This is a genomic window from Streptomyces sp. NPDC058751 (assembly GCF_042746485.1).
GTDB lineage: Bacteria > Actinomycetota > Actinomycetes > Streptomycetales > Streptomycetaceae > Streptomyces.
In genome coordinates this window covers 76,646-97,960 of record NZ_JBHYPZ010000003.1, presented here as the reverse complement: position 1 = coordinate 97,960, position 21,315 = coordinate 76,646, and the positions used below count along the sequence as shown (strand labels likewise).

The 21,315-nt window shown below is 73.2% G+C and carries 20 protein-coding genes and 1 pseudogene; 11 read left to right on the top strand and 10 right to left on the bottom strand.

Going from position 1 to position 21,315, the window contains the following annotated elements; genetic code table 11:
• Positions 1-80: 80 nt before the first annotated feature.
• From ACFW6B_RS04140 to ACFW6B_RS04115, 6 genes are all read right to left on the bottom strand, one after another.
• Positions 81-761 carry an LAETG motif-containing sortase-dependent surface protein gene (locus ACFW6B_RS04140; RefSeq protein WP_386591795.1) on the bottom strand — a complete coding sequence of 227 codons (681 nt, stop codon included), beginning with the start codon at positions 759-761 and terminating at the stop codon, positions 81-83.
• A 457-nt stretch (positions 762-1,218) separates the two neighbouring features.
• Positions 1,219-1,626 (bottom strand): VOC family protein, encoded by a 408-nt coding sequence (locus tag ACFW6B_RS04135; protein WP_386591794.1) that lies wholly within the window; start codon positions 1,624-1,626, stop codon positions 1,219-1,221.
• 142 nt (positions 1,627-1,768) lie between these two features.
• A complete protein-coding gene (locus tag ACFW6B_RS04130; protein WP_386591792.1) occupies positions 1,769-3,433 on the bottom strand; it encodes a hypothetical protein in 1,665 nt (554 codons plus the stop codon).
• Complete coding sequence (locus ACFW6B_RS04125) at positions 3,415-4,152, bottom strand: ABC transporter ATP-binding protein (protein ID WP_386591791.1); 738 nt, start codon at positions 4,150-4,152, stop codon at positions 3,415-3,417. The genes ACFW6B_RS04130 and ACFW6B_RS04125 overlap by 19 nt, the downstream gene beginning before the upstream one ends.
• 275 nt (positions 4,153-4,427) lie before the next feature.
• Complete coding sequence (locus tag ACFW6B_RS04120; protein ID WP_386591790.1) at positions 4,428-5,792, bottom strand: aspartate aminotransferase family protein; 1,365 nt, start codon at positions 5,790-5,792, stop codon at positions 4,428-4,430.
• Positions 5,793-5,794: 2 nt separating this feature from the next.
• Positions 5,795-6,310, bottom strand: coding sequence for an Lrp/AsnC family transcriptional regulator (locus ACFW6B_RS04115; RefSeq protein ID WP_386591789.1), 516 nt, complete (start codon positions 6,308-6,310; stop codon positions 5,795-5,797).
• A 187-nt stretch (positions 6,311-6,497) separates the two neighbouring features.
• Here ACFW6B_RS04115 and ACFW6B_RS04110 point away from each other — a divergent pair, with 187 nt between their 5' ends.
• Positions 6,498-7,937 carry a gamma-aminobutyraldehyde dehydrogenase gene (locus ACFW6B_RS04110; protein WP_386591788.1) on the top strand — a complete coding sequence of 480 codons (1,440 nt, stop codon included), beginning with the start codon at positions 6,498-6,500 and terminating at the stop codon, positions 7,935-7,937.
• 93 nt (positions 7,938-8,030) lie between these two features.
• Here ACFW6B_RS04110 and ACFW6B_RS04105 read toward each other — a convergent pair whose 3' ends face one another.
• Positions 8,031-8,684, bottom strand: a complete 654-nt coding sequence (locus tag ACFW6B_RS04105; protein WP_386591787.1) for a hypothetical protein — start codon at positions 8,682-8,684, stop codon at positions 8,031-8,033.
• A gap of 306 nt (positions 8,685-8,990) precedes the next feature.
• Between ACFW6B_RS04105 and ACFW6B_RS04100 the strand changes: the two genes are divergently transcribed.
• The 9 genes from ACFW6B_RS04100 (at position 8,991) to ACFW6B_RS04060 (ending at position 16,893) form a co-directional block, all read left to right on the top strand.
• Positions 8,991-9,647, top strand: coding sequence for a response regulator transcription factor (locus tag ACFW6B_RS04100; protein WP_386591786.1), 657 nt, complete (start codon positions 8,991-8,993; stop codon positions 9,645-9,647).
• Positions 9,644-11,197 (top strand): sensor histidine kinase, encoded by a 1,554-nt coding sequence (locus tag ACFW6B_RS04095; RefSeq protein ID WP_386591785.1) that lies wholly within the window; start codon positions 9,644-9,646, stop codon positions 11,195-11,197. The genes ACFW6B_RS04100 and ACFW6B_RS04095 overlap by 4 nt, the downstream gene beginning before the upstream one ends.
• A gap of 51 nt (positions 11,198-11,248) precedes the next feature.
• Positions 11,249-12,439: a PotD/PotF family extracellular solute-binding protein gene (locus ACFW6B_RS04090; RefSeq protein ID WP_386591784.1), complete on the top strand. Its 1,191-nt coding sequence runs from the start codon at positions 11,249-11,251 to the stop codon at positions 12,437-12,439.
• 186 nt (positions 12,440-12,625) lie between these two features.
• Entirely contained in the window at positions 12,626-13,021 is a 396-nt protein-coding gene (locus tag ACFW6B_RS04085) for a sortase-dependent protein (protein WP_386591783.1), read from the top strand.
• Positions 13,018-13,656 carry a class F sortase gene (locus ACFW6B_RS04080; RefSeq protein WP_386591782.1) on the top strand — a complete coding sequence of 213 codons (639 nt, stop codon included), beginning with the start codon at positions 13,018-13,020 and terminating at the stop codon, positions 13,654-13,656. Before ACFW6B_RS04085 ends, ACFW6B_RS04080 begins: the two co-directional genes overlap by 4 nt.
• 91 nt (positions 13,657-13,747) lie before the next feature.
• Positions 13,748-14,239, top strand: a complete 492-nt coding sequence (locus ACFW6B_RS04075; protein WP_386592175.1) for an RNA polymerase sigma factor — start codon at positions 13,748-13,750, stop codon at positions 14,237-14,239.
• Complete coding sequence (locus ACFW6B_RS04070; protein ID WP_386591781.1) at positions 14,223-14,726, top strand: hypothetical protein; 504 nt, start codon at positions 14,223-14,225, stop codon at positions 14,724-14,726. The genes ACFW6B_RS04075 and ACFW6B_RS04070 overlap by 17 nt, the downstream gene beginning before the upstream one ends.
• Positions 14,727-14,938: 212 nt before the next feature.
• Positions 14,939-16,303, top strand: coding sequence for an FAD-dependent oxidoreductase (locus ACFW6B_RS04065; RefSeq protein WP_386591780.1), 1,365 nt, complete (start codon positions 14,939-14,941; stop codon positions 16,301-16,303).
• Positions 16,304-16,365: 62 nt separating this feature from the next.
• Positions 16,366-16,893, top strand: a complete 528-nt coding sequence (locus ACFW6B_RS04060; RefSeq protein ID WP_386591779.1) for a hypothetical protein — start codon at positions 16,366-16,368, stop codon at positions 16,891-16,893.
• On the opposite strand, the gene ACFW6B_RS04055 is transcribed toward ACFW6B_RS04060, so the two are convergent.
• The 3 genes and pseudogenes from ACFW6B_RS04055 to ACFW6B_RS04045 all read right to left on the bottom strand — a co-directional run bounded on the left by ACFW6B_RS04055 (position 16,886) and on the right by ACFW6B_RS04045 (position 20,117).
• Positions 16,886-18,037 carry a serine hydrolase domain-containing protein gene (locus ACFW6B_RS04055; protein ID WP_386591778.1) on the bottom strand — a complete coding sequence of 384 codons (1,152 nt, stop codon included), beginning with the start codon at positions 18,035-18,037 and terminating at the stop codon, positions 16,886-16,888. The genes ACFW6B_RS04060 and ACFW6B_RS04055 overlap by 8 nt on opposite strands.
• Before the next feature lie 185 nt (positions 18,038-18,222).
• A complete protein-coding gene (locus tag ACFW6B_RS04050; protein WP_386591777.1) occupies positions 18,223-18,906 on the bottom strand; it encodes a glycerophosphodiester phosphodiesterase in 684 nt (227 codons plus the stop codon).
• 18 nt (positions 18,907-18,924) lie between these two features.
• Positions 18,925-20,117: pseudogene (locus ACFW6B_RS04045) on the bottom strand (adenosine deaminase).
• Between the two features lie 75 nt (positions 20,118-20,192).
• Between ACFW6B_RS04045 and ACFW6B_RS04040 the strand changes: the two are divergent.
• Positions 20,193-21,311 carry a DUF4190 domain-containing protein gene (locus ACFW6B_RS04040; RefSeq protein WP_386591776.1) on the top strand — a complete coding sequence of 373 codons (1,119 nt, stop codon included), beginning with the start codon at positions 20,193-20,195 and terminating at the stop codon, positions 21,309-21,311.
• Positions 21,312-21,315: the final 4 nt, after the last annotated feature.

Genomic DNA, 21,315 nt, shown 5'->3' with positions numbered 1-21,315 from the left:
AGGGCCGGGCGGGGTGTCCGGACGGACGTGTGGCCCGCCCCCTCGACGGGGGCGGGCCACACGGTCGTTCAGGACGCGGGTCAGCTCGCCTTCGAGGCGCCGCGGCGGCGCATGCCGAAGTAGACCGCTCCGCCACCGACGAGGACGAACGCGCCGGCGATGCCCGCGATCATCGGGGTGTTGGAGTTCGCACCGGTCTCGGCGAGGTTGGACTCACCGGCGGCCGCGGACGGCTGGTTGTCGCCCGGGGTGGCCGGAGCGGCGCTGGTCTCCGGTTCGGACGGGCCCGTCGCGTCCTCGGGGGTGTCCGAGGAGGCGTCCGCGGGGGCGGACTCCGACGGCTTCGGGCTGGCCGAGGGGGCCGGCGACTCGGACTCCGACGCGGTGCAGGCCGGGCCCTTCGTCGTCAGGATCGGGAGGTCCTTGTTCCGGACCTTCTCAACGCTGGGAACATCGATGTGCACCCGGTACTGGGCGCCGGGGACCCAGTCCTCCGAGAAGGAGACGGTGGCACCGTCCTTGGTGCCGACGAGCTTCTGCTCGGTGCCGACCTGCCGGACGTCGGCGCCCTTCTCCTCCAGGAAGACCGTGACGAGGGCCTCCTTGCCGGAGGGGTCCGTGTCGGTCACGGTGATGATGCCCTTCCCGTTGCCGTCACAAGTGGCGGCAGCCGAGAAGTCCTTGATGCTGCAGGCGAGTGCGTTGCCGGCGACGCCGAGCGCGAGCGCGGCAGAGGCGGAGGCAACGCCGAGGATTCGCACGGAACGTGCGGTGCGTCGAGATATGGACACGATTGCCCTTCACAGGTTGCGCAACTGCGGGGGGTGTTGGGGGATTTGCTGCAAATCGTTCCAGCAACAGCGCCCCCAGGAGTTTCACAGGTTTATAAGCGCGGCCTAAGGGATGTCAATCCGTAGGCACCACCCCGCCATTGGCTTTGCCGAGTTGTTAACCTCCCAGGTGTTTGAACGCCTGCAGAGCGTCATCGGCCCCCTCGGCGAGGGCGGTCCGTGCCTCCGTCGCCCGTCCCCGGACCGGCGACGCGGGCGGTTCCCGGGCGGGAAACCGCTCCGTCCGGCGCGTACGGTCCGTCAGATCGGCGGCCCGGAAACGGAACCCGGTGGGCGGGCCGCCCGCGGGCTCCCGGGCGAACGGGCCGGGGCCGGCGCGCGGACCCCCGTACCGCGCGCCGGCCCCGGACACCGAGGGACGGGAGGGTCAGCCCTGGACCGCCGCCGGGTCCATCCACATGACCTCCCAGGTGTGGCCGTCCAGGTCGTCGAAGGCGCGCCCGTACATGAAGCCCTGGTCCTGCGTCTTGCCGGACGCCGAGCCGCCCGCCGCGATGGCGGCGTCGACCAGCTCGTCGACCTTCTCGCGGCTCTCGGCGCTCAGACACAGCAGCACCTCGCTGGTCCTCGTCGCGTCCGCGATCTCCTTGTCGGTGAAGTCCGCGTAGCGCTGCCTGCCGAGCAGCATCGTGATGATCGTGTCGCTGATCACCACGCAGGCGCAGTTGTCGTCGGAGAACTGGGGGTTGATCGTGTAGCCGAGCTCCGTGAAGAACTTCTTCGAGGCGGCGACGTCGGACACGGGCAGGTTCACGAAGATCATCTGCTGGTACATGCGAGGTTCTCCCGTCGGTGTTGTGCTGTTCGCAGGGGTAGACCGGGGGGCCGCGCGGAAGTCATCGCCCGGCACGGATCTTTTTCCGGAGATTCACGCCGGGAGGTCCGCGGGCGGTCCGCCCGGCCGGCCCACGGACCGCTCAGTCGATCAGGGGAAGCGCGGCCAGCTCGGCGACCGCCCAGGTCAGCGGGACGAACACGGCGAACAGCGCTCCGGCCCGCAGGACCGCCGCGACGCGGAGCATCCCGGCGGGCGCCCCCAGCCGCAGCAGCGCCGCCGTGGTGTCGGCCCGCGCCTGCCTCGCCTCGACGGCGGCGGTCGCCAGCGTCAGCAGCGTGCACCCGGCGACCAGCAGGGCGCCGAGGGTGGTCAGCGGACCGAAGGCGGGCCGGGCGCCGGTGTACAGCGTCGTCATGGCGAACCCGCCCGACGCCACCGCGCACACCACCCCCAGCGGCTGTCCGACGCGCCGCGCCTCGCCCTGGAGCACCCGCCCGGCCAGCAGCCGCAGCGTGCCCGGACGTACGGCCTGGAGCAGCCATCCGCACAGATACGTGATCGCGGGTCCGGCGAGGGCCAGCCCCACCGCCGTCAGCACCCAGCCGAGCAGCACCCCGGCCGGACCGCCGACGAATCCGCCGGGCAGCGCGAGCGCGGGCGCGGGTCCCGAACGGCTCGCGTACGTCTCCACGGCCAGCCCGGCCGCCAGGGCGGCGGCGCCCCAGGGGAGCCCGCTCGGGCAGTCCTGCGCGGGCGGCAGCCCGTCGGAGCCGGCCGCGGCGGCCCGGCGCGGGTCCGGGCGCGCCCCGGGCGCGGCGGCACCCTCGTACCCGGGACGCGCGGCCGGGTACGCCGCGTCCGCGCCCGTGTCCACGTACGGCAGGTCCGCGCGCCCGTACGGGGAGGGCGTGTCGTGGGCGGGGGCCGGACGGTCCTGCGCGGTCCGCCTCCCCGGTTCCCCGGAGGCGTACGCCTCGGCGGTCCAGTGGAAGTCGGGACCGTCGGCGCCGTCCGCTCCGGGCGCTCGCGGGTCGGGTGCGGGCAGGGCGCCGCCGACGGCGGACGCGTCCCGGAACCCGTCGCCGGTGCCGGTCACGGTGAGACCCCCGGCAGTGCCGGCCGGGGGCTCTCGGTCCGGGGTGGAGGGCGCGGTGAACGCCGCGGGTGTGCCGGGAGCGCCGTCCGTGGCCCGTCCGCCGCGGCGGACGGCGGGCCGCGGAGCGTTCGCGACCGCGTTCTGCCGCGCCGACATCCAGGTGATGCCGTACGGCCACGCGGCGCGCACCGGTCCGCCGCCCCGGGGGCGCAGGGACAGGGCGGCAGCGCCGGAGGCCGCGGCCGGCACCAGGACGAGCAGCGTGAGGGCCGCGGGCAGCGGCAGGGACTGGCCGGAGGCGAGGAAGTCCGCCGCCGCGCCGCCGAACGGGACGCCGGTCAGATCGCCGCGCAGATGGAGGAAGAGGAGCAGGGCGAGCAGCGAGCCGAGGAGCGTGGACAGGGCGGTGGTGGCGGCGGAGATCGCCATCAGGCGGCCCGGACCGAGGCCGATGGCCGACAGGCCGGGCCGGGGCCGGGTGGCGGGGTCGGTGCGGGCGACCGCGACGGCGAAGTAGACCGTGGCGGCGAGGGGGGCGACGCACCAGGCCAGGCGCAGCGCGCCGGCGGCCGAGGCGTCCGGGTGGCTCATCGCGTAACCCAGCGTGCACAGCAGCAGGAACCCGGTGCCCGCGGAGGCGGCGGCGACCAGGAGCCGGCGGAGCTGGACGAGGGGGTGGCCCCCGCGGGCTAGACGGAGAGCGAGCACGCGGCCCGGCCTTCCGCCTCGGCGACCGGGGGCAGGTGGACGGTGTTCACGCGCCGGCCGTCGAGCAGCGACACCGTGCGGTCGGCGAGGGCCGCGGTGTCCGGGTCGTGGGTGGCGAGGACGACGGTGATGCCGTGCGAGCGGGCCGCCGAGGCGAGCGTGCGCAGCACCGGGGTCTGGTCGGCGCGGTGCAGCGGTGCCGTCGGCTCGTCGGCGAACAGCACGGTGGGGGTGGGGGCGAGGGCGCGGGCGACGGCCACGCGCTGCCGCTCGGCCTGGAGCAGGGCGTGCGGGCGTTTGCGGGCGCTGTGGCCGATGTCCAGGCGCTCCAGCCATTCCAGGGCGGCGGTCTTGGCGGCCCGGCGGGTCCAGCCGCGCAGCATCAGCGGGAGGGCGGTGTTCTCCCAGGCGTTCAGCTCGGGAATCAGCGCCGGGGCCGGGTCGATCCAGCCGAACCGGTCCCGGCGCAGCCGCTCGCGGGCGAGGAGGCGCATGGTGTGCACGGGCGAGCTGTTGAACCAGACCTCGCCCTGCTGGGGCAGGAGCTGGCCGGACAGGCACCGCAGGAGGGTCGTCTTGCCGCTGCCGCGCGGGCCGCAGACGGCGAGGATCTCGCCCTCGCGGATGCCGAGCGAGACACCGCTGAGCGCGGGCGAGCCGTTGTGCTTGACGTGCAGGGCGCGCGCCCAGAGCACGTCGTTGTCAGGCGGGGCCACCATCGCGTACACCTCGTTCCGAGCTGATGTGCCGTGCCCGGCGAGCTCTTCGAGTTCGCTCGTTCCCCCGGACGGGGGAACGAAGGCAGGGCCTATCGGTCACAGGGCAGGCTAGGGAGTCGGGGCCCGGCGGCCGGACAGCACGCGGCCCCGGGCCGCCCATTCTCACTCGAACGGGCGCCACCGGGGCCGGTGTCGATCGGTCGGCCGGAAGCCCGGGACCCGCCGTGGGGAAAGCGACGGGCCGGGCTCGCGGACGGGGACCGAGGGGGTGCGGATCAGAGCTTGGTCCACGCCTCCGTCAGCGTCGCGCGCAGGATCTGCTCGATCTCGTCGAAGGTCCCCTGGTCGGAGATCAGCGGCGGGGCGAGCTGGATGACCGGGTCGCCGCGGTCGTCGGCACGGCAGTACAGGCCGTTCTCGAACAGCGCCTTCGACAGGAAGCCGTACAGGACGCGCTCGGTCTCCTCGGCGTTGAAGGACTCCTTGGTCGCCTTGTCCTTCACCAGCTCGATGCCGTAGAAGAAGCCGTTGCCGCGGACGTCGCCGACGATCGGCAGGTCGTGCAGCTTCTGGAGGGTCTTGAGGAAGTTGCCCTCGTTGTCCAGCACGTGCTGGTTGAGGCCCTCGCGCTCGAACAGGTCGAGGTTGGCGAGGCCCACGGCCGCGGAGACCGGGTGGCCGCCGAAGGTGTAGCCGTGCAGGAAGGTGTTGTCGCCCTTGTAGAACGGCTCGGCGACGCGGTCGGAGACGATGCACGCGCCGATCGGGGAGTAGCCCGAGGTCATGCCCTTGGCGCAGGTGATCATGTCCGGGACGTAGCCGAACTTGTCGCAGGCGAAGGTGGTGCCGAGGCGGCCGAAGGCGCAGATGACCTCGTCCGAGACGAGCAGCACGTCGTACTGGTCGCAGATCTCGCGCACGCGCTGGAAGTAGCCGGGCGGCGGCGGGAAGCAGCCGCCGGCGTTCTGCACGGGCTCCAGGAAGACTGCGGCGACGGTGTCGGGGCCCTCGAAGAGGATCTGCTGCTCGATCTGGTCGGCGGCCCAGCGGCCGAAGGCCTCGGGGTCGTCGCCGTGGATCGGGGCGCGGTAGATGTTGGTGTTCGGGACCTTGTGGGCACCCGGGACCAGCGGCTCGAACGGGGCCTTGAGGGCCGGCAGGCCGGTGATGGACAGGGCGCCCTGCGGGGTGCCGTGGTAGGCGACCGCGCGCGAGATGACCTTGTACTTGGTGTGCTTGCCCTTGAGCTTGAAGTACTGCTTGGCCAGCTTCCACGCGGTCTCGACGGCCTCGCCGCCGCCGGTGGTGAAGAAGACCTTGTTCAGGTCGCCGGGCGCGTGGTGGGCGAGGCGCTCGGCCAGCTCGACGGCCTTGGGGTGGGCGTAGGACCACACGGGGAAGAAGGCCAGCTCGGCGGCCTGCTTGGCGGCCACCTCGGCCAGCTCCTGGCGGCCGTGCCCGGCCTGGACCACGAACAGGCCCGCGAGACCGTCGAGGTAGCGCCTGCCCTTGTCGTCGTAGATGTAGGTGCCCTCACCACGGACGATGGTGGGAACGGGCGCGTTCTCGTACGAGGACATGCGGGTGAAGTGCATCCACAGGTGGTCGTACGCGGTCTTGCTGAGGTCCTTGGTGCTCACGGCTATCGGGTTCCCCACATGTAGGTCTGCTTCTTGAGCTTCAGGTAGACGAAGCTCTCGGTGGAGCGCACCCCGGGCAGGGCGCGGATGCGTTTGTTGATGACGTCCAGCAGGTGGTCGTCGTCCTCGCAGACGATCTCGGCGAGGACGTCGAACGAGCCCGCGGTCATCACCACGTACTCGACCTCCGGCATGGCGGCCAGTGCCTCGGCCACCGGGTCGAGGTCGCCCTCGACGGTGATGCCGACCATCGCCTGTCTGCGGAAGCCCACGGTGAGCGGGTCCGTGACGGCGACGATCTGCATGACGCCCTGGTCGAGCAGCTTCTGGACCCGCTGGCGCACGGCGGCCTCGGAGAGGCCCACGGCCTTGCCGATCGCGGCGTACGGGCGGCGTCCGTCCTGCTGGAGCTGCTCGATGATGGCGAGGGAGACGGTGTCCAACTGGGGACTGCCGTTCCTGGACTCGCGGGAGTCCCTGGGTTCCGCGCTTCGACTGGCCACGACCCCACTGTGCACGACGTATCGACAGTTCCGCAAGGATTCAGCGATGAAATTCGTTGTTTACGGCTACGTGTCTTGCGGATTTCGCAGCCCTGGGCCGTTCGGGGGTGTTGAAAACGTGGAGCCACGGATTAGGGTGGGGCAAGGCATCTCAGGTAGTGGACACCTGGGCCGTTGGACATCCGAACAGGAGGGCCGGGCAGTGAGCACCGAGCTGCGTCGTCTGCGCAATTACATCGACGGAGAGTTCCGCGATGCCGCCGATGGACGGACCACGGAGGTGGTCAACCCCGCGACCGGCGAGGCGTACGCGACCGCGCCGCTCTCCGGCCAGGCGGACGTGGACGCCGCGATGGCGGCCGCCGCCGCGGCCTTCCCGGCGTGGCGGGACAAGACCCCCGCCGAGCGCCAGAGGGCCCTCCTGAAGATCGCGGACGCGTTCGAGGAGCGGGCCGAGGAACTGATCGCGGCCGAGGTGGAGAACACCGGCAAGCCGATCGGTCTGACCCGGTCCGAGGAAATCCCGCCGATGATCGACCAGATCCGCTTCTTCGCGGGGGCGGCCCGCATGCTGGAGGGCCGCTCGGCCGGCGAGTACATGGAGGGCATGACCTCGATCGTCCGCCGCGAGCCCGTCGGCGTCTGCGCCCAGGTCGCGCCGTGGAACTACCCGATGATGATGGCGGTGTGGAAGTTCGCCCCGGCCCTCGCGGCGGGCAACACGGTCGTCCTGAAGCCGTCGGACACCACCCCGGCCTCCACCGTCCTGATCGCCGACATCCTCGGCGGCATCCTGCCCAAGGGCGTCTTCAACGTCGTCTGCGGCGACCGCGACACGGGCCGCGCCATGGTCGAGCACCCGACCCCGGCGATGGCGTCCATCACCGGCTCCGTCCGTGCGGGCATCTCCGTCGCCGAGTCCGCCTCCAAGGACGTCAAGCGCGTCCACCTGGAGCTGGGCGGCAAGGCGCCGGTCGTCGTGTTCGAGGACACCGACATCGCCAAGGCCGTCGAGGACATCTCGGTCGCGGGCTTCTTCAACGCGGGCCAGGACTGCACGGCCGCCACCCGCGTCCTCGTCCAGGCGTCCATCCACGACGAGTTCGTCGCCGCGCTCGCCAAGGCCGCCGCCGAGACCAGGACCGGACAGCCGGACGACGAGGACGTGCTCTACGGCCCGCTGAACAACCCCAACCAGCTCAAGCAGGTCGCCGGGTTCATCGAGCGCCTGCCCGCGCACGCCAAGGTCGAGGCGGGCGGCCAGCAGGTCGGCGACAAGGGCTACTTCTACGCCCCGACCGTCGTCTCCGGCCTCAAGCAGGACGACGAGATCATCCAGAACGAGGTCTTCGGCCCGGTCATCACCGTCCAGTCCTTTTCGGACGAGGCCCAGGCCGTCGAGTGGGCCAACGGCGTCGACTACGCGCTGGCCTCCTCGGTCTGGACGAAGGACCACGGCCGCGCGATGCGCCTGTCCAGGTCCCTCGACTTCGGCTGCGTGTGGATCAACACCCACATCCCGCTCGTCGCCGAGATGCCGCACGGCGGCTTCAAGAAGTCCGGCTACGGCAAGGACCTGTCGGGCTACGGCTTCGAGGACTACACGCGCATCAAGCACGTGATGACGTCGCTGGACGGCTGAGCACCGACGGCCGCGCCCCGGCCGTGTGAACCACGTGGCCCCGGACGGGATCGACTCCCGTCCGGGGCCACGCGTCTCCCCCTTCGCGCCGGATCAGGCGCTCTCGGTCACCCGGGAGAGCGTGGGCCGGCCGGGCGTGCCCGGCTCACCCTTCTCCGTGTGGAAACCGGGCAGTTCGCCGGAGCCGCCGGCCGAGCTCCCCCCGGACCCCTTGCCGGGCTTGCCGGGCAAGGTCATCGGAGGCAGCCCGGAGCCCGTCGAGAAGGTGATGCCGGCCTTCTTCAGGATCGGCGCGCACGCCTTCTGCGCGTTCCGGTAGCTCTTGGACGTCGGGTCGAACCCGGGTCCGGCCTTCATCCGCACGTCGAACTGGACGCGGCCCCGCTTGTCCTTCGAGGCGTGGAACACCGGGAAGTACTTCTGACCGTGGTCACGCATGCAGGCCGCGAACGCGTCGTTGGCGGTGTTCACGTCACCGGGGGCGTGCGAGGTGGGCCGGTACCCGATGGCCGGCACGGCTCCGCCGGCCGGCAGGGAACCCTTGGGCGGCTTGCCGGTCCCGTTGTGCTGGGTGATCCGGGGCGACTCGGAGGTCCCCGTGGCCGTGTCGGTCACGGTGGTCCTGCCGGACTCCGAGGCGGCCGAGGAGGCCGAAGCCGTCGAGGCGCTGACGGTCCCGAGGGCGGCGGCCGAGATCAGGGCGCAGGCCAGGGCGAGTCGTCGTGGCCGAGTGTCCGGTGCGCGCATGGGCTTCCTCCATGGGGCGGGCGGCGGTGCCGCCGGTTCGGATGCGATGGAGCACGCCGGCACCCCGTCGTGCCGCCACGTGCCGTGGCCGGCCGTCGCGGCGGGGTGCCGTGGTGCCGTGCTGCGCTCCAGCCAATCCCGGGGGCGGTTACGGCACGGGAACGACCGTCCTTATCGCGGGACGACAAGGCGGACCCGACGCCCGGCCCGGGGGTCCGGGGCCGGCGGGCGCACCCGGACCGGGGAGCGTCCTCCCACAGGAAGCGCTTATCCCCGTGCAACCGTCGGGCCGCCACACTGACCGTCATGCGTGTGCTGGTGGTCGAGGACCACGAAGAGCTTGCCGAGACCGTGGCCGCCGGGCTGCGCCGCGAGGGCATGGCGGTCGATCTCGCGCTGGACGGGCCCACCGCGCTGGAGCGCGCCACCGTCAACGGGTACGACGTCGTCGTGCTCGACCGCGACCTGCCAGGGGTCCACGGCGACCAGGTGTGCCGGACGCTGGCGGCGGGCGGCAGCCGGGCGAGGGTGCTGATGCTGACCGCGTCCGGCACGGTGGCCGACCGGGTCACGGGACTCGGTCTCGGTGCCGACGACTATCTGCCCAAGCCGTTCGCGTTCGCCGAACTCGTCGCGCGGATACGGGCCCTGGCGCGACGCGCGCAGCCCGCCCTGCCCCCCGTCCTGGTCCGCGGGGAACTGCGGCTCGACCCGGCGCGGCGGCAGGCGACCCGCGCCGGTTCGGGACTCGCCCTGAGCCCCAAGGAGTTCGCCGTGCTCGAACTCCTGCTGGCCGCGCAGGGCGCCGTGGTCTCCACCGAGGAACTCCTCGAACGGGCCTGGGACGAGGCGGCCGACCCCTTCAGCCAGACCGTGAAGGTCACGGTGAGTCGGCTGCGCCGCAAACTGGGGGAGCCGCCGCTGATCGCGACGGTGGACCGGGCGGGGTACCGCATCGCATGACGGACGCAGCGGCGGGCGCGAACCGCACGGCCCCGGACGACACGCCGTCCCGTCCCGCACGGCACGGCCACCCCCTGCGACGGTTCCGGCGGACCGTCCGGGAGCGGCGGGACCCGGACGGCCGGTACCGGTGGCGAACCCCGCGGGCTGTCCGCGAGCGACGGGCCCCGGGAGACCTCCGGGGGCGGGAGGCCCCGGGCGGCCTCCGGGGGCGGAAGCCCGGTGCCCGGTGGGGGCCGGTCCTCGCGGGTGTCCGACGGCTGGCCCCGCGCAGCATCCGCTGGCGCCTGACCCTGCTCTACAGCGCGCTGTTCATGGCGGCGGGGGCGGCCCTGCTCGGCTTCACCTACCTCCTGGCGTCACGGTCCCAGCCGTCCAAGTCGGTCACCTCGTCCTTCGCCCCCGGGCTGCCCGCCGAACAGGGCTTCGCCAACCCGGATCCGCCGACGCTCACGACGTACGCCGAAGCCCTGCGCGCCGACCAGCTGCACCAGTTGCTCGTCGAGGCGGGCATCGCGCTCGCCGTCATGACCCTCGCCTCCGTGGCCCTGGGCTGGATCATGGCCGGGCGCGTCCTCGCCCCGCTGCGCACGATGACCGCCGCCGCCCGGCGCATCTCCGCGGACAACCTCCGCCAGCGGCTGGCCGTGCCGGGTCCCGAGGACGAACTCAAGGCGATGGCGGACACCTTCGACGACGTACTGGGGCGGCTGGAGGGCGCGTTCGAGGCGCAGAAGCGGTTCGTCGCCAACGCCTCGCACGAACTGCGCACCCCCCTCACGCTCCAGCAGGCGATCGTGGACGTCGCGCTCGCCGATCCCGGGGCGTCGGTGGAGAGCCTGCGGGCCGCGTGCCTGCGCGTCCGCGCCGCCGGACAGGAGCAGGAGCGTCTCATCGACGCCCTGTTGACCCTCGCACGCAGCCAGAGCGGGCTCCGGCGAAGGGAGTTCGTCGACCTCGCCGACACGGTGCGGGAACTGCTGCCGGACGACGGGTCCGAGGACGGCGGGCCGCACGTACGGGCCGACCTCGGCTCCGCGCCCGTACTCGGCGATCCCCAGCTGATCGAGCGGCTGGTGGTCAACCTCGCGGACAACGCCGTACGGCACAACACCGGCGTGGACGGGGAGAGCTGGGTGCGCCTGTGGACCGGACGGGAGGCGGGGCGCCCGGTCCTGCGGATCGACAACACCGGCCCGGTGATCCCGCGAGACCAGGTGGCCGGACTCTTCCAGCCCTTCCGCAGGCTGGGCGCGGAGCGGACCCGCGCGCACACCGGGACGCGCCCGCACGGGCAGGGCCGGCCCCGTGAGGGACTGGGGCTCGGCCTGTCCATCGTCACGGCCGTCGCCACCGCCCACGGCGGCACGGTCGAGGCGTGGCCCCGTCCGCGCGGCGGCCTGTCGGTGAGGGTTGCGTTCCCGCCGTGCGCACCGCCCGCGCCCGGGCCGGACCGGGAGCCGGGCCGCGGACGGCCGGCGGTCACGCGTCCGGAGGCCACGAAGCGCCCGGAGACGGATCGACAGGGTGTCGGGCCGGCGGGCGGCTGATCGACGAGGCGTCCATTGTCCGGACCGGGTCCCGGTCGGCATGCTTCGCGCGTGCCCGTGAACCGGAAGACCCCGTCCCCGTCCCGTCGGTCCCTGCTGCGCGCAGTGGGCGGCGGGGCCGCGCTCGGAGCCCTCGCGGCGTGCGGGGTACCGGCGGCGTACGTGGCGCCGGGCGACCGGGCCGGAGCCGACCTCTCCGCCACGGAGAAGCGGCTGACCTGGGCGAACTGGCCGCTGTACATCGACACCGACGACGAGGACACCACCCGGCGGCCGACGCTGGAGGCCTTCGGGAAGCGCACCGGGATCTCCGTCGACTACATCGAGGAGATCAACGACAACGACGAGTTCTTCGGCAAGATCGGTCCGTCGCTGATGAACCACCAGCGGACCGGCCGGGACCTGATCGTCGTCAGCGACTGGATGTGCGCCCGTTTCGTCCGGCTCGGCTGGGTCCAGGAGATGGACCGCTCCCGGCAGCCGAACGTCGCCAGGTACCTCGACCCGCTGCTGAGGTCACCCGCCTTCGACCCCGGCCGCAGGTCCTCGGTGCCCTGGCAGTCGGGGATCACCGGCATCGCGTACAACCGCCGCGCGCTCGGCCGTGAGATCAGGCACGTGTCCGACCTGTGGGCCGACGACCTCAAGGGCCGGGTCACCCTGCTCTCCGGGCTGGACGAGGCGTTCGCGCTGCTCATGCAGGCCGACGGCGTCGACGTCACGAAATGGCGGGCCGACGACTTCCACCGGATGTGCGACCTGGTCGAGAGGCAGGTGCGCCGCGGCCAGATCCGCCGCTTCACCGGCAACGACTACATCAAGGACCTCGCCGGCGGGGACGTTTTGGCCTGCCAGGCCTACTCCGGCGACGTGATCCAGCTCCAGGCCGACGACCCCGACATCCGCTTCGTCGTCCCCGAGGAGGGCGCCGAACTGTGGTCGGAGTCGCTGATGATCCCGAACCTGGCCCGGCACAAGGCCAACGCGGAGAAGCTCGTCGACCACTACTACGAGCCCGAGGTCGCCGCCGAGCTGGCCGCCTGGGTCAACTACGTCTGCCCGGTCCCCGCCGCCCGGGACGTCCTCGCCTCCTCCAAGGACGAGGACACCGCGGCCCTCGCCGAGGACCCCCTGATCTTCCCGGACGCGGCCATGCGGGAGCGCCTCGCGATCGCCCGTGACATCACCTCCGCCGAACGCGCGGAGTTCGCCAAGCGCTGGAACGTGACAGCCGGCCTGTGAGCCGGCTCCCGGCCCGCACGCGCCGGGAGCCGGCCGCCCCCGGAGCCGCCCGCCCCCGGAGCCAGCCGCCCCCAGTGCCTTTGCCTGCTCTTTACAACCCCGTCCGCCGCCCGCTCGTCTCTCCGCTCGATCCGTAACCGGCCCGCCGTTCCCACCGGCGGGCGGACCGACGAAAGAGAGCGATCCATGCGCCGAACCGTCTTCAGTGCCACGGCACTCGCGTGCACCGCCGTGCTGGTGGGCACGGTGCCCGCGTTCGCCGACGGGACCTCCCCGCGCCCCTCGACCCGCCCGGGCGCCACCGCGGCCCCGGCCCCGGCGAGCCCCACCACGGCCCCGGCCCCCGCGAGCCCCGCCGCGACCCGGGCGCCCTCCGCCGTTCCCAGCGCCGCGCCGACGCGGGCACCGGCCTCGCGGCAGGTCTCCGTCCGGCCGGCCGGAGCGCCCGACACCGGTGTGGCACCGGCCGCGACGCCGTCCTCGGACCCGGTGGCCGGACTCGTCGGCGGGAGCGCCGCCGCCGTGTTCGCCGTGGGCGCGGGCGTCCTCGTCGTACGCCGCCGGCGGGCGACCGGGGCATGACGTCCCTCTCCAGGCGCGCGTTCGTCACCACGGCGGCGGCCGCGCTGCTCGTGGGCTGCGGCGGCCGTCCGGCCACCTCGTCCGCGGACCCGCGGCCCGACGGCACACACGCGGCCGCGCGGCCCGGCGGCACGTCCACGGCCTCGCGGTCCGCCGCGGAGCCGGCGCGTGCGATGGCGCGTTCGGTGCCCGTCGGGCTGCGGATACCGGCCATCGGGGTCGACACCCCGCTGATGCGGCTCGGACTGGCCCCGGACGGCGGCGCGCAGGTGCCCCCGGTCACGGCACACGACCGGGCCGGCTGGTACCGCCACTCGCCGACGCCGGGCCAGAAGGGTCCGTCCGTGATCCTCGGTCACGTCACCGTCGGCCCGTACGGTGACGGCGTCTTCCGGCACCTCGCGCGCCTGCGCCACGGCGACCGGATCGTCGTGCGCCTGGAGAACGGAGGGGCGGCGGTGTTCGCCGTCACCGAGGTCCGTACGGTCGCCAGGGCCGACTTCCCCGCGGACGCCGTCTACGGCGACGTGGACCGCCCGGAGCTGCGGCTCATCACCTGCGGGGGTCCCCGCTCCGGAAGCGGCTACCGCGACAACGTGATCGTGTTCGCGGCGCTGACGTCCGCGAACCCCTGACCCCAGGCCGGCCGGGATCCCGGGCCGACGGACCGTACCTCCGCGGCCCGGGATCCGTCCGCTCCCGGCACCGTCACGACCATGGAGAATGTTGAAAGGGTCCCGCGAGAAGGCGGCGTCCGAGCTGTTCGCCGCCCTCTATCCGCGCCTCGCCGGCTGGTGCCGCCGTCTCGTCGACGACGACGGGACGGCCCACGAGATCGCCTCGGAGGCGTTCACCCGGCTCTGGTCCCGCTGGACCGCGGTGGCCGAGCCGCGGGGATTCCTCTACGTCACGGCGGCCAACCTCGTCCGGGACCACTGGCGCAAGCTGGAGCGGGAGCGCCGGGCCGTGCACCGGGCCACCGCCGAGGTGGCCGTCGGCCCGCCGAACGAGCAGGCCGATCCGTCCGTACGCCTGCTTGTGCAGTCGCTGCCCGAACGGCTGCGCGTCCCGATCCTGCTGCACTACTACGCTGACATGCCGATCCGGGAGGTGGCCGCGCTGACCGGGCGCAAGGAAGGAACGATCAAGGCCGATCTCCACGCGGCCCGCGAAATGCTCCGCGCCCACCTGAGGAGAAGCCTTGATCACACACTCTGACGAGGGTCCGGACCTCGACCCCGACGACCCGCTCGCCGTCATCATGCGGCCCCCGTCCGCGTACCTCTCGCCGCCGCCCGGCCGTTACGAGGCGATCCGCCGGGGCGCGGCCCGCCGCCGGCTGCTGCGTGCCGCGGCCGGGGCCGCGGCGGCCTGTGCCCTCGGGGCTCTCGTCGTGCTGCCGCTCCGGTCGTCCGCGCCCGAGGCGCCCGTGTCCCCCGTGGTCCCGCTGGCACCGCCGTCCGCGGGCAGCCCGTCGCCCGAGCCCACTCCGTCCGTCTCGCCCGGGCGCGTCACCCCCCGTCCCGGCGGGAGCGGATCTTCACACCGGACGCCGGCTCCCGGTACCGTGCCCACGGCCCGGACGACCGCCGCGATCCCCACCCGGGTCCCGTCGGCCGCGCGGACGTCGGCGCCCGAGGCGGCGAGGCCGTCCGCCGCCCGGACCGGGGCCGTTCCCACGCCGTCCGGGCAGGCCGGGCGGTAGGGGACGCGATGTCCGGGCCGGTCCCGGCTCCCGGTGCCGGGCGCGGCAGTTGGCGTCCCGCGGTGCCGGCCGCACACCACCCATAAAGCAGTCCTTCAACACCCATAAGTCAGCCTTATGAGGTCATAGTCTGGACCCGCCTACCGACTTAGGTTTGCCTCAGTTTAGGCTTCCCGTCGAGTCCCCCGCCCCTGCTCGAAGGGAACCTGATCATGCCTCGCCCTCTGCGGGTAGCCATTGTCGGAGCCGGTCCCGCCGGAATCTACGCCGCCGACGCGCTGCTGAAATCCGCAGTGGCCGCCGATCCCGGTGTGTCCATCGACCTCTTCGAGCGGATGCCGGCCCCGTTCGGCCTCATCCGCTACGGCGTCGCCCCCGACCATCCCCGGATCAAGGGCATCATCACCGCCCTGCACCAGGTGCTCGACAAGCCGCAGGTCCGCCTCTTCGGCAACGTCGACTACCCGCGCGACATCAGCCTGGACGATCTGCGCGCCTTCTACGACGCGGTGATCTTCTCCACGGGCGCGACGGCCGACCGGGCTCTCGACATCCCCGGCATCGACCTCGACGGCTCGTACGGCGCGGCGGACTTCGTCTCCTGGTACGACGGCCACCCGGACGTCCCGCGCACCTGGCCGCTGGAGGCCGAGAAGGTCGCCGTCCTCGGCGTCGGCAACGTCGCGCTGGACGTGGCCCGCATCCTCGCCAAGACCGCGGACGAGCTGCTGCCCACCGAGATCCCGCCGAACGTGTACGACGGGCTCAAGGCCAACAAGGCCCTGGAGGTCCACGTCTTCGGCCGCCGCGGTCCGGCGCAGGCGAAGTTCAGCCCGATGGAGCTGCGCGAGCTGGACCACTCGCCGAACATCGAGGTCATCGTCGACCCCGAGGACATCGACTACGACGAGGGCTCGATCGCCACCCGGCGCGGCAACAAGCAGGCCGACATGGTCGCCAAGACCCTGGAGAACTGGGCGATCCGCGACACCGGCGACCGCCCGCACAAGCTGTTCCTGCACTTCTTCGAGTCGCCCACCGAGATCCTCGGCGAGAACGGCGAGGTCGTCGGCCTGCGCACCGAGCGCACCGCCCTCGACGGCACCGGGAACGTCAAGGGCACCGGCGAGTTCAAGGACTGGGACCTCGGCGCGGTCTACCGTGCCGTCGGCTACCTCTCCGACAGCCTGCCCAAGCTGCCCTGGGACGTCGAGTCGGGCACGGTGCCGGACGTGGCCGGCCGGGTGATGGAGGACTCGGGCGAGCACCTCGCGTCCACCTACGTCACCGGCTGGATCCGGCGCGGTCCCATCGGTCTGATCGGTCACACCAAGGGCGACGCCAACGAGACGGTCGCGAGCCTGCTCGACGACCACGCCAACGGCCGTCTGCTCACGCCCGCTTCGCCCGAGCCGGAGGCCGTCGACGCCTTCCTCGGCGAGCGCGAGGTCCGTTTCACCACGTGGGAGGGCTGGTACAAGCTCGACGCCGCGGAGAAGGCGCTGGGTGAGCCGCAGGGCCGCGAGCGCGTGAAGCTCGTCGAGCGCGAGGACATGCTGCGGGAGAGCGGCGCCTGAGTCACCGGTGCCCCGGGCGGGGCGGTTTTGAACGCGTTCAAGTCGGGGCGTACGCTCCCGGTATGAGCGACAGAGCCGCCCTGCTCCGGGGCATCCGTGCGTGGCTTGCCTTCTTCGTCGTCAGCCTGGTGCTCAGCGGCGCCACGGCCTTCCCGCTGGTGCACGAACTGCGCTGGACCGAGGACCTGTTGAAGGCCCTGTCCGTGCCGGAGCACCTGCCCGCCCTGGCGGACTGGATCGAACGCGTGCGCCGCGGTCTCGACACCGCCGACGCCGACTACCCGTTCCTGCTCTACGGGACGGACTGGCTGGCGTTCGCGCACCTCGTCATCGCGGTCGCGTTCTACGGCCCGTACCGCGATCCGGTCCGCAACATCTGGGTCGTCGAGTTCGGGATGATCGCCTGCGCCGGCATCCTCCCGCTGGCCCTGATCTGCGGACCGGTCCGCGGAATCCCCTTCTGGTGGACGGTCGTCGACATGTCCTTCGGGATCTTCGGGGTGATCCCGCTGTACGTCGTCCGGAAGAAGATCAAGCGTTTGGAAGCGCTCGGCCCCGGCCCGACGCCCGTTCCGGTGCCGGCTACTTGAGCGCCGCCAGGGCGATCCGCTGGGCCACCGGGTTCATCCCCTCGCCCTTGGCGTCGGTGGAGCCGACCGAGTAGACGAGCGTGCGCGACAGGTCCCGGGTCGCCGCGATCACGGTGCTGTAGCCGTACCGGGCACCCGACTTGAGCCAGTAGACCGTGCCCCCGTACTCGAAGCGCTGGAGCCCCGCGCTCATGTCGGCGCCCTTGATGTCCGAGGGCACGGTGAACATCTCCTCCAACTGCCGTGCCGGGACCAGGTCGCCCCGGAACAGGTGCGTCACCAGCCGCTCCAGGTCCGACGTGGTGGAGATCATGTCACCCGCGGCCCAGCGGTCCGCCTGGTTCCAGTCGGTGACGTCCACGAACGCGGTCGTGCCGTCGGACCGGGGCACCGCCTCGTAACCGTGGTTGTGCGGTCCGCGGATGCGGGGGTCGGTGCCGGGGAAGTACGTGTGGCGCATCCCGGCCGGACCGAGGATCCGCCGGGCCGCCTCGTGCGCGTACGAGCGGCCGGTCACCTTCTCGACCAGCAGGCCGAGGACCGTGTAGTTGATGTTCAGGTAGTGCTGCCGGGTGCCCGGCGCGAACTCCGGTCCCTTCGCCACCGCGGAGGCCACGACCTCGCGCGGGGCGAGGGTGTCGAAGCGGTGCGCGTACGCGTCCTCGAAGGTGTCGCCGAAGCCGTCCCCGGCCTGGATGCCGCTCGTGTGGTTGAGCAACTGCCGCACGGTGACCGGCTCGAAGGAGGACGGCAGCAGCCCGGGGAGGTACTCCTGCACCGGAGTCCCCAGCCCGATCCGGCCCTCGGCCGCGAGCTGGAGGACGACCGCCGCCGTGACGACCTTCGTGGTGGAACCGGCGCGGAAGCGGGCGTCCGGATCGGCCGGGCGTCCGCTCTCCAGGTCGTGCACCCCGGCGCTGCCGCGCCAGGTGCCGTCACCGCCCCCGACCCGTACGAGCGCCGCCGTCGCGTCCGCGTCCGGGAGCCCGGCGAGCGCGGCGCGCAGCGCGGCGGCGTCGGGCCCGGCGGACGTCCGCGCCGCCACCGGTGCGGGGGAGGCGGAGGCCGGGGCGCCCAGCGGTCCGGCCGCGAGACCGAGGGCGAGGGCGGCGGCGAGGACGACTGCGGTACGGCGTACGGGCATCGGGTGCTCCTGAGGGGGCTGTGCCGGAAGGGGACACCGCTCATCCTCCGGCCGCGCGCACGCCCCGGGATCATCATCAGGCAGGGCCTCGTCCCCGGTATCCGCGCCCGGGTCGCCCCTAAGGGGCGGCCGCTCCAACTCCCTTTTGGAAAAGGTGACTTGCGGTCTGCCCGTCGCCCGTCGGCTCAGTCCCCGCGCAGGGCGGTCAGCGCGTCGACGCGGTTGGTCGTGATCGAGTCGACCCCCGCCTCGATCAGCCGGCGCATGGACCGGCGGGTGTCCGGGGTCCACACGGAGAGCAGGAGGCCGTCACGGTGGACGCGGGCCGCGAGGTCGCGGCTCACCAGGGGGAAGCGGTAGTTGAGCCAGCGCGGGCGCACGACGTCGAGCAGACCGGGGCGCGGCGGCGCCAGGGTCGTCCAGGTCAGCGCGATCTCCGCGGACGCGTCGGCGGCCCGCACCGCGAGCATCGCGGGGGCCCCGGCGCAGTAGTACACCCGCTCCTCGGCCCCGCACGCCCGCACCACGTCCACGACCTCGCGCGCGACCCCGACGTCCACCGCTCCCGGCAGGTCGACCATGACCCTGCTGTCGCCCGTCGCCCCGAGGGCCTCCGCCAGCGTCGGCACACCGCCCGCCGTGAGGCCGCGCACCTCGTCGCCGGAGAGCGAGCCCAGCGGCCGGTCGTGCCCCCACAGACGCTTGAGCGTCGCGTCGTGCAGCAGGACGGGTACGCGGTCACGCGTCAGCCGTACGTCGATCTCGACCGCGTCCGCGCCCAGGTGGAGCGCGGAACGCAGCGAGCCGATCGTGTTCTCACGGGCGCGGTAGGGGGCGCCGCGGTGGGCGACTGCGGTCACGGTGCGCATGGGGCCATTGTGACCTGGTCAGAGCGCGAGCCAGGCCGCCGTGTACGTGTCGATCTCCGCGGCGAGTGCGGCCTTCTCCGCCTCGCCGAGGAACGACGCGCGCACCGCGTTCTTGGCGAGCTCCGCGATGCCCGGCTCGTCGAGGCCGAGGAGGCGGGCGGTGACCGCGTACTCGGTGTCGAGGTCGGTGCCGAACATCGGCGGGTCGTCGGAGTTGACGGTGACGGTCACACCGGCCGCCACGAACTCCTTGACGGGGTGCTCCTCGAGGGTGCGGACGGCGCGGGTGGCGATGTTCGAGGTCGGGCAGACCTCCAGCGCGATGCCGTTCTCGGCGAGATGGGCGAGCAGTTTCGGGTCCTGCGCGGAACTCGTGCCGTGGCCGATGCGTTCGGCGCCGAGGAAGTTCAGCGCGTCCCAGACCGTCTCCGGTCCCGTCGTCTCGCCGGCGTGCGGCACCGACCGCAGTCCCGCCGCGCGGGCGCGGTCGAAGTAGGGCTTGAACTGGGGCCTCGGCACACCGATCTCGGGGCCGCCGAGCCCGAAGGAGACGAGCCCCTCCGGCCGCAGCCGGTCGTCGGTGGCGAGCCGCACGGTCTCCTCGGCGGACTCCAGGCCGGCCTCGCCCGGGATGTCGAAGCACCAGCGCAGGACGACGCCGAGCTCGGCCTCGGCGGCCTTGCGGGCGTCCTCGATCGCGTCCATGAAGGCGCGCTCGTCGATCCCGCGCCGGGTGGACGACCACGGAGTGATCGTCAGCTCGGCGTAGCGCACCTGCTGACGGGCCATGTCACGGGCGACCTCGTACGTCAGCAGCCGTACGTCCTCGGGCGTGCGGACGAGGTCGACGACGGACAGGTACACCTCGATGAAGTGGGCGAAGTCCGTGAACGTGAAGTAGTCCACGAGCGCCTCGGGGTCGCTCGGGACCCGGGAGTCGCGGTGGCGGGCGGCGAGTTCGGACACGATGCGCGGGGAGGCGGAGCCCACGTGGTGGACGTGCAGTTCGGCCTTGGGCAGTCCGGCGATGAAGGCGCGCGGGTCGCGGGCGTCGTCGCGTGCGGTGATGTGCTCGGTCAACGGGTTCCTCCCCGGAACGGCGCCCCGGGCCGTGTCCGGCCGGACGCGGGTGATCGGCTGATCGACGGTCCGGGATCATCGTAGGCGCCCTTCCTCCCGCGGGTCCGGCGCGCCCGCGCGGAACTGGCCAGGCGTCGTACGACAGAGATCCGGGAAGCGGCCCGGGCCGTAGCATGACGGAACGTACGAGAGAGGGGACCTCGCGCATGTCCGACGACGCCCAGAGGCCAAAAGCCCCGCACGACGCGGGCGCGTGGGCTCCGCCGGGTGAGGAGGCCGCGGCCTCCGAGGGGACAGGGGCCTCCCGGCGGGACGCGTCGTCCGGGGGGAGCGGGCCGTCCGGCGCGGGCGCCGCACCGGACCCCGGTCCCGCGGCCGGCGCGATACCCGGGGCGGACCGCGCGCCCACCGCGGGTCCGGAGCGCCCGGCACCCGTCGCGGACCGGGACGCCGGACCGGCCGCCGGGCCCGAGGAGGCCGCGCGGTGGGTGGACGGCGCGTTCGACGCCGGACCGGGACACGCGGTGCCCCCGGCGGCCGGCGCCTTCGGGGAGGCACCCCAGGGTTCCGTGCCCGCGCAGGGCGCCGCGCCCTTCGCCGCCCCCGTCCCCCGGGTCTCCTTCGGGAAGCGCGACGCGGACCGGGAGTCCGGGTTCGATCCCTGGGCCCCGCCCGAGGAGACCTCCCCGCCCCCGGGGACCGCGCGGGGAGGGGCCGCGCCTCCCGCGGCGTACGGGCTTCCGACGATCACCGCGCTGCCCGGCGCACCGGTCCCGCCCGGACCCGCGCACCCCGGCGGGCCCTGGGACAGCCCCTTCGCCGCGCCGACGGCCCGCACCCCCTACCCGCAGCCCTTCCCCGGCGAGCCCGTTCCCCCGCCGCCGATCGCCCCCGGCGGTCCCGGCCTCCCGTACGGCTACGGATACGGCTATCCGCAGTACCCCGGCCATCCCACCGGTACCGCCTATCCGGGCCAGGGCTACGGATTCTGGCCCGCGGGGCAGCCCATGCCGAGCAACGGGATGGGAACCGCCGGGCTCGTGCTGGGCATCCTCGCGGCGATCCTGTTCATCCTGTGGCCGCTGGCGATCGTGCTGGGCGTCCTCGCGGTGGTCTTCGGGCTGATCGGCGGGGCCAAGGCCCGTCGCGGCGAGGCCACGAACCCCGGGCAGGCGCTGGCCGGGGTCATCCTCGGAGCCGTCGGGCTGGTCCTTGCCGTCGCCGTGTTCGTCCTGGTCATCGTCTACGCCCCGGAGGACGACGACGGCTGGGACACGGGCGGCGACGAGGGCTTCTCCACCTCCCTGGTGACACACCGGCGATGATCCG

Coding starts and splice junctions, on each gene's coding strand:
- ACFW6B_RS04105 (WP_386591787.1), bottom strand. CDS start 8,684: ATGCGCGCACCGGACACTCGGCCACGACGACTCGCCCTGGCCTGCGCC.
- ACFW6B_RS04135 (WP_386591794.1), bottom strand. CDS start 1,626: ATGTACCAGCAGATGATCTTCGTGAACCTGCCCGTGTCCGACGTCGCC.
- ACFW6B_RS04080 (WP_386591782.1), top strand. CDS start 13,018: ATGACGTCCCTCTCCAGGCGCGCGTTCGTCACCACGGCGGCGGCCGCG.
- ACFW6B_RS04100 (WP_386591786.1), top strand. CDS start 8,991: ATGCGTGTGCTGGTGGTCGAGGACCACGAAGAGCTTGCCGAGACCGTG.
- ACFW6B_RS04085 (WP_386591783.1), top strand. CDS start 12,626: ATGCGCCGAACCGTCTTCAGTGCCACGGCACTCGCGTGCACCGCCGTG.
- ACFW6B_RS04040 (WP_386591776.1), top strand. CDS start 20,193: ATGTCCGACGACGCCCAGAGGCCAAAAGCCCCGCACGACGCGGGCGCG.
- ACFW6B_RS04055 (WP_386591778.1), bottom strand. CDS start 18,037: ATGCCCGTACGCCGTACCGCAGTCGTCCTCGCCGCCGCCCTCGCCCTC.
- ACFW6B_RS04065 (WP_386591780.1), top strand. CDS start 14,939: ATGCCTCGCCCTCTGCGGGTAGCCATTGTCGGAGCCGGTCCCGCCGGA.
- ACFW6B_RS04095 (WP_386591785.1), top strand. CDS start 9,644: ATGACGGACGCAGCGGCGGGCGCGAACCGCACGGCCCCGGACGACACG.
- ACFW6B_RS04125 (WP_386591791.1), bottom strand. CDS start 4,152: ATGGTGGCCCCGCCTGACAACGACGTGCTCTGGGCGCGCGCCCTGCAC.
- ACFW6B_RS04060 (WP_386591779.1), top strand. CDS start 16,366: ATGAGCGACAGAGCCGCCCTGCTCCGGGGCATCCGTGCGTGGCTTGCC.
- ACFW6B_RS04050 (WP_386591777.1), bottom strand. CDS start 18,906: ATGCGCACCGTGACCGCAGTCGCCCACCGCGGCGCCCCCTACCGCGCC.